Source organism: Acinetobacter sp. TW_SC_4, from assembly GCF_054861205.1.
Map to the genome: position 1 here is coordinate 1 of NZ_JBSLRK010000003.1, position 14,020 is coordinate 14,020.

Here is a 14,020-nt window from a genome sequence, read left to right on the forward strand (position 1 = left end):
ATTATTTAAAATTTTTCCAAGAAAACAATATGCTGATTTGGTATTACGTCTAGAAGAAAGATAAAAATCAATGGTATCGCCACGTTGATCGACTGCACGATACAGATAAGACCATCGTCCATTCACTTTTACATAGGTTTCATCAATATGCCACGAGCTCAGATCTGTAGGATTACGCCAATACCAGCGTAAACGTTTTTCTATTTCAGGAGCATAACGTTGAACCCAACGGTAAATAGTCGTGTGATCAACATTCACACCCCGTTCGGCCAGCATTTCCTGCAGTTCACGATAGCTAATGCCATATTTACAATACCAGCGCACAGCCCAAAGAATGATTTCGCCCTGAAAATGCCGACCATGGAAAGGATTCATATGCTGCACCTTTAGCTAAAACAGTCTTCAGCTTACCATTCGTGGTTATTTGCAACAGTGCCGTTTAAAGTGCGTGTGATAAATAGAAGTGTAATACAGGAAAATGGTAAGGTTTATCAGCCTAGTCATCTGTCCATTATGTAGAAAGAGCAGCACTTTAATGTTTATGCTGTTCCAATGTATTACATTCCTTACTTTCTATTTGTAACGTAATTTCAGTAATATTATGATTATGTTTTAGAACTTCTAAGGCCTTTTGATAGAGTTGATCTGTATTGCTATTCGGAGCAACCAAATGAGCAGTTAAATGAATATTTTTTGAGGATATAGCCCAGACTTTCAACTGATGAATCCCTTCAACGCCCTCTAGCTTCAATAAATCATTTCTTAACGACTCAATATCAATCTCATCAGGAACTCCTTCAAGCAGAATATTAATACTTTGTTTTAATAAAATCCAAGTTCGAGGTAAGACCCAGAAGCCAATTAACACAGCGATTACGGTATCAACCCACATCCACTGGGTAAAATAAATAACTATTCCTCCGATAATCACGCCTATCGATCCTAGAGCATCACTAAGAACTTCTAAATATGCACCTTTTATATTTAGACTTCCTTCAGCACTCGCAGAAAGGATTTTCATTGAAATCAAATTTACGACCAAACCAATGACCGCGACAATCATCATTTCAACACTTTGAATTTCAGCAGGGTTCGTAAAACGTTGATAAGCTTCATATACAATATATATTGCTACCACAAAAAGCATCACCGCATTAAACAGAGCCGCTAAAATTTCAAATCGCTGATAGCCAAAAGTTCTTTTATCATCTGCGGCTTTTTTACCAATTTTGATAGCGGCAAGAGCAATAGCTAAAGCGGCTACATCAGTAAACATATGAGCTGCATCAGATAACAAAGCCAAACTTTGGGTAATAAAAGCAGCGACAACTTCTACTATTAAAAAAGTAGTCGTTAAACCTAAGGCAACCATTAACTTCTTACTATTTTCTTCAGTAACAACCGCATGGCTATGATCATGATGTTCTGACATAAAATATTTTCCTTATTCTATTTATGATGAGCAGAGATATTGGATAACAGCCAATATCTCTGCTGTAAATCGACTAATCTATTGGATTAAGAAACTTTCTTTTCATTCATCCAGCGGTACAGTACGGGCAATAAAACCAATGTAAGCAGGGTAGAGGAGATAATTCCTCCAATAACCACTGTTGCTAAAGGTCTCTGTACTTCTGCCCCAGTTCCGGTTGCCAAAGCCATCGGGACAAACCCAAGGGACGCCACACAAGCTGTCATCAGCACAGGTCTAAGACGCAAAATTGCACCCTGCCACGTTGCATAATAAAGGTCATATTGTTGTCGCAACTCTTTGATAAAGGTAAGCATGACTAAGCCATTCAGTACAGCCACCCCCGATAGTGCAATGAAGCCAACCCCTGCTGACATGGATAATGGAATGTCACGCAACCACAACGCGATTAAGCCTCCACATAAGGCAAACGGTACACCACTAAAGACCAGTAAGCTTTCTTTGATATTATGGAATACAGCCATCAATAAAATAAAGATCGTCAACAATGCGAGCGGAACCACCAATTGCATACGCGCTTTTGCAGACATCAGATTTTGAAATTGACCGCCATAATCTATCCAATAACCGCTTGGTAATTCCTGTTTGGATAACGTGCTCTGAAGCTCTGTTACGAATGAGCCTAAATCACGTCCTTCTACATTTGCAGTAATAACCACTCGACGTTTACCATTTTCACGGCTGACCTGATTAATACCCAGGATATTTTCAACGCGTGCCACATCTTGCAGTTGGACTAAACCACCATTCGGCAATTGAATAGGAAGTACCGCTAACTGTTCAGGACTACGCTGGGATTCATCTAGACGGATGACAAAATCAAAACGCTTGTCTCCCTGTAAAATTGTTCCAACATTCTGGCCACCGACACTTGTAGCTACCAGATCCTGAATTGCTCTTACCGACAAGCCATATTGTGCAGCTCTGGACTTATCCACCTCTACATTCAACAAGGGTAAGCCACTGGTCTGTTCTACATTAACGGCTGTCGCGCCTGAAATTGAGTTAATTTTTTGAGAAATTTTATTCGCTTCGCGATTTAGAATCTCCATGTCATCACCAAATAATTTGACACCCACATCACTTCGCACCCCTGAAATTAACTCGTTAAAGCGCAGTTCAATGGGTTGCGAGAACTCACTGTTATTTCCCGGCAATGTCGCTAAGAAAGTAATCATTCTTTGGCGAAGCTCATCAATCGTTTGTTTTGGATCAGGCCATTCATCATGAGGTTTTAACAGTACCACGCCATCTGAAATGTTGGGTGGCATAACATCTGTGGCCACTTCTGCTGTACCGGTACGGGCAAAGATCGCTTTAATTTCAGGAAATTCTTTCAACAGTAACTTTTCAGTATTTTCCTGCATTCTCAGTGACTGTTCTAACCCTGTACTTGGGGAACGCATTTGCTGAACAGCAAAATCACCTTCACCCAGTTGAGGTGCAAACTCGCTACCTGTTTGAGTGGCTAGCACGCCCGTAAGCACTAAAATACAGGCAGCCACAATAGTCACAAATAAACGAAGCTCATAGGCTTTATCTAAAAGCAGTTCATATTTGGTTTTAAGCCAATGCATCCAGCGACTTTCGGTTTCCTTGACTTCTCCAGTGACAAATAGGGCAACTGCGGCTGGCACAAAAGTGACAGATAAAATCATGGCCCCAATTAAAGCCAGTACAACAGTCATTGCCATAGGATGGAAAAGTTTGGCTTCTACACCCGTCAGGGTAAAGATAGGTAGATAAACCACCAAAATAATTAACTGTCCAAAAATCAGAGGACGACGCGCCTGTTTTGCAGCCAAGAAGACTTCTTTAAATCTTTCAGAACGGCTAAGTAAACCACCTTTCAGCTTCTGAGCTTCTGCTAGCCGACGGATACAGTTTTCTACAATAACCACTGCACCATCAATAATAATACCGAAGTCCAGTGCCCCTAAACTCATCAGATTTGCACTAATCTTCTGCTCTGCCATTCCCGTCAAGGTAAACAGCATTGACAGTGGAATAACGCAAGCCGTGATCAGCGCAGCACGGAAATTACCTAGAAAGAGAAATAAAATAACAATGACGAGGATTGCACCCTCAATCAAATTTTTCTGAACGGTTTTGATCGCCCGATCAACCAAATGCGTACGGTCATACACAGTCTCAATCACCACACCTTTAGGTAGCGATTGCTGGATCGATTGCACCTTTTCATCAATGGCTTGAGCAACGGTACGGCTATTTTCTCCCATCATCATCATGGCAATACCCAATACAGTTTCTTCACCATTATAGGTTGCAGCCCCTGTTCTCAAGTCATGACCAATTGAGACATTGGCGACATCTGCCACCCGAATCGGATAGCCGTTTTTATTGGCAATACTGATGTTCTGGATATCTTCAATCGTGTTTAAAGTGCCGGGAACACGAACCGTTAGCTGTTGTCCATTTTTCTCAATATAGCCAGCACCACGGTTTTCATTATTCTCTGTTAAGGCAGTTTGTAAATCAGACAAAGGAATTTGCAATTGTTGCAATCGGTTCAGATCCGGGGCAACCACATAGGTTTTATTAAAGCCACCAATGCTGTTGATCTCCGCAACGCCTTTTACGCGCTGTAATTGTGGCCTTACAATCCAATCCTGAATTTCACGTAAATCCATAGCCGAATAAGCGGTCCCATCCGGTTTTTTAGCATTTGGTTCGGCTTTAATCACCCATTGATAGATTTCACCTAAACCTGTCGAAATAGGTGACATGTTAGGTTGCACATCTTCAGGCATTTCTCCCATTGCTTCTTGCAAGCGCTGGTTGATAAGCTGTCTGGCCCAGTAAATATCCGTGCCATCTTCAAAAATGATGGTCACTTGCGATAAGCCGTAGCGTGAAATAGAACGGGTTTGTTCCATTTTCGGCATGCCTGACATGGCATTCTCGATTGGATATGTAATCCGCTGTTCCATTTCTAAAGCCGTAAAACCATTGGCTGAAGTGTTAATCTGCACCTGAGTATTGGTAATATCTGGTACAGCATCAATCGGTAACTTTTGATAACTATAAATACCAATAGCAATCCAAGCCGCAATAAACAGCATGACCCAGATTGCGTTATGGATAGAAAACTGGATCAGTCGATCAAACAGTCCTTCAGGTTTTACCGATTCGTGGTCTGGAATTTGAGGAGTTTCAGTGCTCATGTGAAGCCTCTCCTTTTTCCAGCTCGGATTTCAGTAAAAAACTGCCTTGAGCGGCATATTTTTGTCCCTGACTAAGCCCACTCACCACTTCAATCCATTGGCTCTCCCCAGATGATTGCCCTAATTTCACAGGTTGCGGACTGAATTCAACTTTTTGTCCATGCTGAGTGGCGACAAAAACCACATCTTTTCCATCGACATTCTGAACTGCGGACTTAAGTACCCGTAATGCGGTACTTTCACTCCGTTGTTGCAACTGTACGTTCACCATCAAGTTTGGACGTAATTCGGTTGCATTCGATTCAACTTTTGCTCGCACCTGAAGACGACCTGTTTGAATATCCGCTTCAGTATTTAAAGTCTGAATAACAGCTTGATAAACCTTTTCTGTTTGCAAGGATTTAAATTCGATCTTTTGATTCGGGGCTAAGCCCATAATTTCAGAATTTGGAACAATAAACTCAAGCCAGAGTTGATCTAACCGGTCTATCGTAAAGAGTTGATCGGCTAACTGAACATTTTCCCCGAGAACCAAATCCTTTTTACTGATCACGCCAGAAATGGGAGCTTTCAAAATATAGCGTCCGTTACTGGCATTCACTGCACCAAATGCACTTAAACGTGATTGGGCCGCTTGAACCTGAATTTGTGCCCGTTTATAGCTGTTATAAGCACGTTGATAGTCCTGTTTTGCTGAAATGCCCTGTGACCAAAGCTGACGCTCACGATCATAGTCTTGTTTCGCCAGTTCAAGGTTGGTTTGTTCAATTTTAAGATTGGCCTGCTGATCAACTAGATCAGGAACAAGCAACGCAGCCAAAGGCTGTCCTTTCTGAACTTTTTGACCGAGTTCTACATAGACATTTTCTACATGACCACTAAAACTCGGTGAGACGTGCGCTTGCTGGTCAGTATTCACATTCAGTTTGGCAGGATAAGAACTTAATTTAACCACCGGGCCTTGATCGACCGCTGATAATTGTATGCCCTGTTCCACCAGTTGCTTGGCAGTCAGGCTCACACCTTCTGCATGCTCTTCGGTTTCACCGCCATGTTCTTCTCCGCTTTCTTCCTCTGCATGTTCATCTGATGTTTCCGATTTATTCTTACCCGTTAAGATCAAAAAAATACTGAGGAGTACGGTAGCGCCGATAACCAAACTAATCAGTAGAGGTTGAGAGATTTTTCCGCTCTGTTTTTTTAAGCTGTTTTTAAGATCGAACATGTTAATTTCCCCCACCAATGACAGGCATGGCCTGTATGTCTTGCCATAAGTTTTGATTGATTTGTGCAATAGCATCTTTCGACATGACTTCACTTGGGCTAATGCCTAAGCTCAAACTTTCTGCTTCAATGGCCTTTTGCCAGCCATCCCGTAACAACTGGACTTTACGCAGACGGATGTCTTGTAATTGAAGCGTGGCTTGCTGAACATCGGTTAAAGCAAACTTGCCTGCCAAGAAACCTTGTAGCGTCTTACTTTGAACTTGAGTCGCCAAAGGAATTTGAGTCTCGTCAACGACTTTGAATTGCAGCTCTAAACCCTGCAACTCGGTTAAAATTGTGCCTATTTGCAGCGCATTTTGCTTCAGATAAAACTCTTTCTGACGCTCTAATAAGTTCATTTTTTCTTGCGCGATTTTTATGCCATTTTGCTGACGATCGAAAATATTAAGCGGTACACTGACTCCGACTACTAATTGATTTTGTGTGGAGTTTTCCAAGGATTGGGTGCGGTTGACACCTAGGTTTAAAGTGGGGTTAGGACGTGCCTTTGCCCTTAGTTGATCAACCGTTGCTTGAGACTCTAATACCAGTAAAGCTCGATATTTCTCAACGTAGTTTTCCGCTAAATATTCTTGAACCTGTTCATGAGTCGATTTTGGCCAGAGCTTTTGTGAAGAGAGGTTTACCTGCAATGACTTATCAGACGTACCCCATAAATTTGATAATTGTTGGGTGGCCACTTGTACCTGTAAGTCTGCCTGTCTAAAAAGACGGATATTTTCAGCATGGCTTAAACGTGCGCGATTTACATCTACTTGGGCAATACTGCCTGCATTAAAGCGCTTTTCGATTGCTTGAAGGTTTTCTTGGCTCACCCGAAGTTGTTCATTGACAATGTTTTTTTCAAGTTCAGCAATGGCCAGTTGTGACCATACATATTTCACTGCAAGCTCAATTTGTGCTTGATAAATCTTCTGTTTCAGCGCTGTTTTATCTGTAGAGAGACTGGCTAATTTTTGGTTTGCTCTTCGCTCACCAAAAATATCCAAGGGTTGTGATATGCCAATGGTAAGCTCTTTTTCATTATTTGAACCAAATCCCGTTTGTTCAACTGACAGTTCAGGATTTTTAAACAGCTTACTTTGCTGAAGATTCGTGGCATTAATGCTGTTTTGCGTTTCCCAGAAATTTTGGGACGCTTGATATTGGTTAACCTGCTCAATAGCTTGCTGCAGCGTTAAATCTTGAGTACTGGCGACTACGGAAGTACTGAAGCTGATCATTGCAGATAGCAAGATACCGCTACCTAAGGCTGACCAGGATAAATTCAGGATGGAGGTATCCTGATGTAATTTGTTTTTTGACATGAAAATGCCCCACGCATAATGAAATTAGGAGTGGTGGGCTTTTATAAGACTACCCCACCAATAGTAGGGGCAAATCGGGAGGCGGGGTTAATTGATCCAGATAAGGGGATTTATAAAAAGTTATTCCCAAATAAGTTGGGGTAATGCCGGTCTCAAAATTAGCTTTAAGCTTCAGATCATCGGGTGGGTCAATCTGAATCACGATTGTATTTGAGAAATGACTGCACTTTTCGTTAAAACAAACCTTCTGACAATAGTCATAGATTTCTTTATAGTTTTCTAGGGAATAAAGTGCTTGACGAGGACTATCACTCTTTTCGTCTAAATCGATTGGATTAGAGAGTATTGAATTGGGTATGTTTGGCATTTCATGCAGACAAGCAGCCTCTGCCACACTCCAAATATTCTGGAATGTGAATAAGAGTACCAATATCTGGATTAGAAATGTTTTTCTCTTCATACACAAATCTGTATTTAAAACACCAATCGGAAGCTAACCAAAGCTATCTAAGATCTGATCACAAAATTTAAGTCACCTTAATCTTTTTGCAGCCTTAAGTAAAGATATACAGAGTTTTTGAAAAAAGCATAGGTCTAGATAATCAAGCTAGATTTTTTAGAACTCCACATTGGTCAATTGTACATAAACCATCACAAGTACCTCTTAAATCAGATAATTGTTCAATAAGCTTTTGTTGCTTGATTATATTTTCTCTGATAGCACTGACATGTAAGTCAATTAATTCATTCACATCTGAACAATTTTTCTTGGGATTATCTTTATAGGTGAGTAATTGACGAATTTCATTCAAACTCATATTTAAAGTTCGGCAATTCAAAATAAACTTAATTCGCTCAACATAGCCTATATCGTAAAGGCGGTAATTTCCTTCCGTTCTTTCGGGTTCCGGAATTAAACCTTCCTTTTCATAAAACCTAATTGTTAATACTGAACATGAGGTTTTTTTAGAGAGTTCACCAATTTTTAAATGCATTGAGTTGGTATTTCCAAAAAATCTTGACTCTATAGTAACTATAGGGATTCTAATATTCAAAGTTTATAAATTTTTTTAATGGGTATAATTATGAGTGGTTGTGGATGTAGTAAAGAAACACCATGCAAAGATAAGAAATCTCAACAAGAAAATCATCCATCAATTGCAGAAGCAAACAATTCAAAGAATTGTGATAATACGCTTAGCTGTTGTGGTGAAGAGGAAGAAAAAAAATCTTCATCTCCTTGCTGTAACACTTCAAACAGTTGTGAAGATACCGCTCAATCCTGTTGTGGTTCTGATCCCAAAGAAAATTTAAGCACTGAAGACGTTTTAAAAGATTCGCACTACATGAGTGAATACTTAGTTCCCAAAATGGATTGTTCTGCGGAAGAACAGATGGTTCGTATGGCGCTATCTTCAATTGATGGTGTTCAAAAACTCATCTTTGATTTACCTAACCGGTCTTTAAAGGTTCTACATAATCAAAAAGATGAAAATATAACTACCAAACTTGAAGCTTTGGGTTTTGGTGCAAAGCTTGTGAAGACTGAAACTTATATAAGCAATCAACAGGCTAAGCAAACAAGTACCTATACCATTCCTAAAATGGATTGCTCTGCTGAAGAGCAAATGGTCCGTATGGCTCTTGCAGATATTGAAGCAGTTAAAGGTCTTACTTTTGATCTTCCCAATCGAAAACTGAAAGTCTTCCATAATGAAGGGAGTCAGCAAATTACGGCCAAACTTGAAGGACTGGGTTTTGGGGCGAAACTTGATGAAACACAGCTTTCTACAGGCGATATACCTAATGAACCTGATCCTGTGAGACAAGCTAAAGTACTTAAATTGTTATTAGGCATTAATGCTCTACTGTTCTTTATAGAATTCATCAGCGGAATTATTGCTGCGTCTACAGGATTGATTGCTGATTCTCTAGATATGTTTGCCGATGCAGCCGTTTATGGTATTGCGCTATATGCCGTCGGAAAAGCTGCGAAATATCAAGTGAAAGCAGCCCATTTCGCAGGTTGGATTCAGTTATTACTTGCTGTCATCGTGATTATTGATGTCATTAGACGATTCATGTTTGGAAGCGAGCCAGAATCAACGCTCATGATTGTTATTGGCCTGCTCGCACTTATAGCTAACGTGACATGCTTATATCTTATTTCTGGTCATCGAGAAGATGGCGCACATATGAAAGCCAGTTGGATTTTCTCGGCGAATGACGTTGTGGTAAATATGGGCGTTATATTTGCCGGTGTACTCGTGGCGTGGACGGGATCAGCTTACCCAGACTTAATCATTGGCATCCTGGTTTCTTTATTCGTGCTTAATGGTGCTCGAAAGATTTTGGCTTTGAAGTAAGAGTATCGAAAATGAATCTATTTCAAGTTAAACAAAATCAGATCGTCAAAATTAGAGATCTCAAAAAAGGTAATCAATACAGTCATACCACTGATCCCGTATTGGAACGGCTCCAACTATTAGGTTTTAGAGAGGGTGAAACTCTACAAGTACTCGCTAAAGGTGTTTTTGGCGGAGATCCTGTTTTAGTTCAAATTGAAACTTCAAGATTCGCATTAAGAAAGAATGAAGCTGAAAGAATTTTTGTAGAGTTAGTATCCAATGAAGATTAAGAACATTGCATTAGTCGGTAATCCAAATTGCGGAAAAACCTCTTTATTTAATACGCTTACTGGTACGCGACAAAAAGTTGCCAACTATGCTGGGGTTACCGTAGAAAGAAAAGAAGGTTCTTTTAAATTACCTTCTGGTGATGCAATACGAGTATTGGACTTACCCGGAACTTACAGTTTAAAACCTAGTAGTTTAGATGAAGAAGTCACCAGGGCAGTTTGTTTGGGCGAGCTAAAAGGTGAAATTCTACCCGATATTTTTATATGCGTTGTAGATGCCACAAATTTAAGCTTACATTTGAGCTTGGTTCTCGAAGTTCGTGCTCTAAATCGCCCTATGATTCTTGTATTAAATATGATGGATGAGGTCAAAAAGCGTGATATTTCCATTGATAAGGATAAACTGTCTCAACTGTTAGGTATCCCTGTAGTTGAAGCTGTCGCAGTTAAAACAAAAGGAATTCAAGATTTAATTAATCAATTAGATCAAAAAAATCTTTTTATTACTCCTTATCATTCTGAATTAAGTCATTTTGAACAGGTCAAACAAATCACCAAACAAGTTATTTTAAATAATGACAGTGGTGATAAAAGAACCGCATTTCTAGATAAAATTTTTCTACATCCTGTATTGGGTTTAGTAATCTTAACTTTAACCATGTTTGTGATGTTCCAGGCGGTATTTATATGGGCAACGCCTTTTATTGAATTCATTGAAAATTTTGTCGCATGGCTCAGTGATTTTATTGGACCACTAATCCAACATCCTCTATTAAAAAGCTTGGTTGTGGATGGGGTAATTGCTGGTGCAGGTAGCGTGCTTGCATATATGCCTCAGATTTTGATTTTATTCTTCTTCATTTTAATGCTTGAAGAGTCAGGCTATTTACCCCGGGCAGCATTTCTTTTAGATAAATTAATGTCTAAAGCCGGGCTTAGCGGCCGTTCATTTATTCCTCTGCTATCCAGTTTTGCTTGTGCCATTCCCGGAATTATGGCAACCAGAAGTATCAGCTCTGAACGGGACCGATTAGCAACAATTATGATTGCACCCTTGATGACCTGTTCAGCAAGATTGCCAGTATATGCTTTATTGATCGCGGCATTTATTCCGAACCAATTAATCTACGGCTGGTTAAGTCTGCAAGGATTAGTCCTTTTTGGTCTTTATATGTCGGGAATAGTCTCAGCGTTATTAGTTTCAGTCTTTCTGAAGTTGGTTCGAAAAGATAAAACTGAAAGTATTTTTATTTTTGAACTTCCCACATACCGAATTCCAGATATTAGAAATATTGCATTAGGCTTATATGATAGGGCAACTATTTTCTTAAAACGAGTTGGTGGCATTATCGTTGCGCTGTCTATCTTGTTATGGGTGCTAGTCACGTTCCCTCAACCACCAGATAATGCAACCATGCCGGCCATTAACTATAGTTTAGCTGGTCAGTTAGGGCATTTAATTCATCCTATATTTGCGCCTATTGGGTTTACATGGGAAATATGTATTGCACTCATTCCTGCTATGGCAGCAAGGGAAGTTGTAATTGCTGCTCTTGGGGTGATTTATGCGATGTCAGGTGATGAAGATACAGTAACTCAAAGTCTGTTAAGTCAAATTTCAGGCCCGGATGGATGGGGGTTAGCCACAGGTTTATCATTATTGGTATGGTTTATTTTTGCTCCCCATTGTCTTGCTACGTTAGCAACAATTAGACGAGAAACTGGCAGCTGGAAACAGCCCATCATTATGGCAACTTATTTGTTTGCATTAGCCTACATCTTTTCATTCATCACATATCAAGTTGCGAGTAATTTTTAATTAGCAAATGAATAAAATAAGGGAGCTAGCTCCCTTATTTTATTGAAATACTCACTATAAATGAAGCGCTTTTACAAGAAAAACTGTATAGATATCAATAATATTAAACAGCTTCCTAAGAAAACTTCTAATTTAATTATAAATTATGAAAGAGTTCCCTCTTTTTAGTGCAATTCATGAAATTAGGTTTAAATATCAAAAATTATGGCTTAATGAAGAGCATGATCTTGTAGACACTTTTAGTGAAATAATAATCAAAATATTGGAATGCTCCCAGTAGCCTAGACACAAAACCGATTCTAAAATTCTTATACTCGATATGGATAATTATTCTGAAAATTTTTTAGTATTAATTTCTTGTAGATAAGTGAAGATCTCATCTACTGTAGCTCTCGCTGTTCTAGAAACGCCAATTAATGTTGCAGATGCCATACCTGTCCAATCTCCATATCCAACTAACCACAAGTTAGGTAACTTAATAGACCTTCCATTTTGAACTTCTACAAAGTTATCTCGCTCTACTATATCTATACTTTTTAGATGATTTAATGAAGCCTTAAATCCAGTACACCAAATAATCACATCAATTTTCTCTTTTTTTCCATCTGGCCAAATAACTGCATCTGTAGCTAAAGATTGAAAAGGTGGACGGCTATGTAAGACTCCTCTATTCCTTGCCTCTTTGACACTATCGATCATCACAATATCACCTAGGCCACCTATTGGCTGGTCAACTTTTCTTCCTTCTTGTTGTACTTTTAAACGCTCAGTTGCTCTTAAAAACAGTACTCGACCATCGACATCATCAGGTAAAAATTGAGGCGGAGTTTTTGTGACCCAAATGGTTTCAGCAACTTGTGAAACCTCAGCGAGTATTTGCGCGCCCGAATTCCCCCCACCCACCACGATGACTTTCTTATCTTTAAATGAATCTGCATTCAGGTAATGGGCTGAATGTAACTGCGTGCCTTGAAAGTTTTCCTGTCCCGGATAATCAGGAATAAACGGCTGGCGCCATGTCCCTGTTGCACTGACCACCACCTTGGCTCGCCAAAACTTTTCTCCAGCATATACGTCTAAATACTTTCCCTTCGATTCCACACGATCGACATGTACTGGACGAACAATCGAAAATTGATATCTCTGTTCATAAGCCGATAAATACTGGATCACCTCATTTCGTGTTGGATAGGTCTGTTCAGTGATGGGCATCATCCAACCGGATAGAGAACTCCAGGTATTAGGAGAAAAAAGACGCAATGACTCCCAGGTATGCAGCCAGGCACCCCCCGCTTGATTTTGCTCATCCAATATAATGAATGGGATTTTCTTGCGCTTTAAAAAATAAGCGGTAGATAAAGCGGCCTGCCCACCACCGATAATGATCACATCAGTTTCAGTCTGTTTCTGGTTCAAAGCCTTCACCTTTTCCTTATTTATCTCTGACTTCTTTAATGTAAAAACCCAATCATGAAGACTGGGTTTTTACAATATTCATTGTACCTTTAACAGCACTTCATCGGTACAGCATAAAAGTGTTACTGACCTGGCAATGAGGCGCAGTATTTAATACCATCCAGCATTTATAAACTGCGCTGATTTACACGCTTGGACAACTCTTCAGCCGATTCCTTGCGTTCAGAATAACGATCTGTCAGGTATTTGCTTTGTCCACGAGTCAGTAGGGTGAACTTAAATAACTCTTCCATCACATCCACAATCCGGTCATAGAAAGCCGAAGGTTTCATTCGTCCATCTTCTTCAAACTCCAAAAAAGCTTTTGGAACTGAAGACTGATTTGGAATGGTGATCATCCGCATCCACCGCCCCAAAATACGCATCTGGTTCAGGCTGTTAAATGACTGTGATCCGCCACTGACTTGCATCAAGGCAAGAGTTTTACCTTGGGTAGCACGGATTGCCCCTCCTGCCAGTGGAATCCAGTCGATTTGAGATTTAAAGATTGAACTCATAGAACCATGGCGTTCAGGTGAACACCAGACCATGCCTTCTGACCATGCTAAAAGCTCATGCAGTTCTTTTACTTTTGGATGCTCAGTATCCGCATCTTCTGGTAAAGGAAGCCCTTTAGGATGAAAGATTTTTATTTCCGCCCCAAAATGCTCAAGGATTCGACCGGCTTCAAGAACTGCAAGGCGACTGTAAGAACGTTCTCGATTAGAGCCATACAGCAGCAAAATTCGCGGAGGATGAGCAAGTTCTTTGGCTTGAACTTTTTCAAAGGTGGGTTGCTCAAGAAGATTTAGATCTACATTTGGGAGATTCATAGAG

The 14,020-nt window shown here is 40.0% G+C and carries 11 protein-coding genes and 1 pseudogene; 3 read left to right on the plus strand and 9 right to left on the minus strand.

What is annotated here, in order from left to right:
- The 7 genes and pseudogenes from ACWM1W_RS16425 to cadR form a co-directional block, all read right to left on the minus strand.
- Positions 1 to 375: pseudogene (locus tag ACWM1W_RS16425) on the minus strand (IS6-like element IS1006 family transposase); the annotation flags it as partial.
- A gap of 157 nt (positions 376 to 532) precedes the next feature.
- A complete protein-coding gene (locus ACWM1W_RS16430; RefSeq protein ID WP_004733183.1) occupies positions 533 to 1,432 on the minus strand; it encodes a cation diffusion facilitator family transporter in 900 nt (299 codons plus the stop codon).
- 86 nt (positions 1,433 to 1,518) lie between these two features.
- Positions 1,519 to 4,677 carry an efflux RND transporter permease subunit gene (locus tag ACWM1W_RS16435; protein WP_005407475.1) on the minus strand — a complete coding sequence of 1,053 codons (3,159 nt, stop codon included), beginning with the start codon at positions 4,675 to 4,677 and terminating at the stop codon, positions 1,519 to 1,521.
- A complete protein-coding gene (locus tag ACWM1W_RS16440) occupies positions 4,667 to 5,902 on the minus strand; it encodes an efflux RND transporter periplasmic adaptor subunit (RefSeq protein WP_004281853.1) in 1,236 nt (411 codons plus the stop codon). The genes ACWM1W_RS16435 and ACWM1W_RS16440 overlap by 11 nt, the downstream gene beginning before the upstream one ends.
- A 1-nt stretch (position 5,903) precedes the next feature.
- Positions 5,904 to 7,271: a TolC family protein gene (locus ACWM1W_RS16445; RefSeq protein ID WP_004281854.1), complete on the minus strand. Its 1,368-nt coding sequence runs from the start codon at positions 7,269 to 7,271 to the stop codon at positions 5,904 to 5,906.
- Between the two features lie 49 nt (positions 7,272 to 7,320).
- Positions 7,321 to 7,731, minus strand: a complete 411-nt coding sequence (locus ACWM1W_RS16450; RefSeq protein ID WP_005407477.1) for a hypothetical protein — start codon at positions 7,729 to 7,731, stop codon at positions 7,321 to 7,323.
- A gap of 142 nt (positions 7,732 to 7,873) precedes the next feature.
- On the minus strand, positions 7,874 to 8,266 hold the full coding sequence (cadR, locus tag ACWM1W_RS16455; protein ID WP_004281856.1) for a Cd(II)/Pb(II)-responsive transcriptional regulator: 393 nt from the start codon (positions 8,264 to 8,266) through the stop codon (positions 7,874 to 7,876).
- A 90-nt stretch (positions 8,267 to 8,356) separates the two neighbouring features.
- Here cadR and ACWM1W_RS16460 point away from each other — a divergent pair, with 90 nt between their 5' ends.
- From ACWM1W_RS16460 to feoB, 3 genes are read left to right on the plus strand one after another with little or no spacing between them, the layout of a single operon-like run.
- On the plus strand, positions 8,357 to 9,637 hold the full coding sequence (locus tag ACWM1W_RS16460; RefSeq protein ID WP_375726187.1) for a cation transporter: 1,281 nt from the start codon (positions 8,357 to 8,359) through the stop codon (positions 9,635 to 9,637).
- An 11-nt stretch (positions 9,638 to 9,648) separates the two neighbouring features.
- Positions 9,649 to 9,909, plus strand: a complete 261-nt coding sequence (locus tag ACWM1W_RS16465) for a FeoA family protein (RefSeq protein WP_004665962.1) — start codon at positions 9,649 to 9,651, stop codon at positions 9,907 to 9,909.
- Entirely contained in the window at positions 9,899 to 11,728 is a 1,830-nt protein-coding gene (gene feoB, locus ACWM1W_RS16470) for a ferrous iron transporter B (protein ID WP_316273456.1), read from the plus strand. The genes ACWM1W_RS16465 and feoB overlap by 11 nt, the downstream gene beginning before the upstream one ends.
- A gap of 327 nt (positions 11,729 to 12,055) precedes the next feature.
- Here the strand turns inward: feoB and ACWM1W_RS16475 are convergent, their stop codons facing one another.
- Both ACWM1W_RS16475 and arsH read right to left on the minus strand, forming a co-directional pair.
- Complete coding sequence (locus tag ACWM1W_RS16475) at positions 12,056 to 13,144, minus strand: ArsO family NAD(P)H-dependent flavin-containing monooxygenase (RefSeq protein ID WP_026444402.1); 1,089 nt, start codon at positions 13,142 to 13,144, stop codon at positions 12,056 to 12,058.
- A 167-nt stretch (positions 13,145 to 13,311) separates the two neighbouring features.
- A complete protein-coding gene (arsH, locus tag ACWM1W_RS16480; RefSeq protein WP_004644739.1) occupies positions 13,312 to 14,016 on the minus strand; it encodes an arsenical resistance protein ArsH in 705 nt (234 codons plus the stop codon).
- Positions 14,017 to 14,020 lie beyond the last annotated feature (4 nt).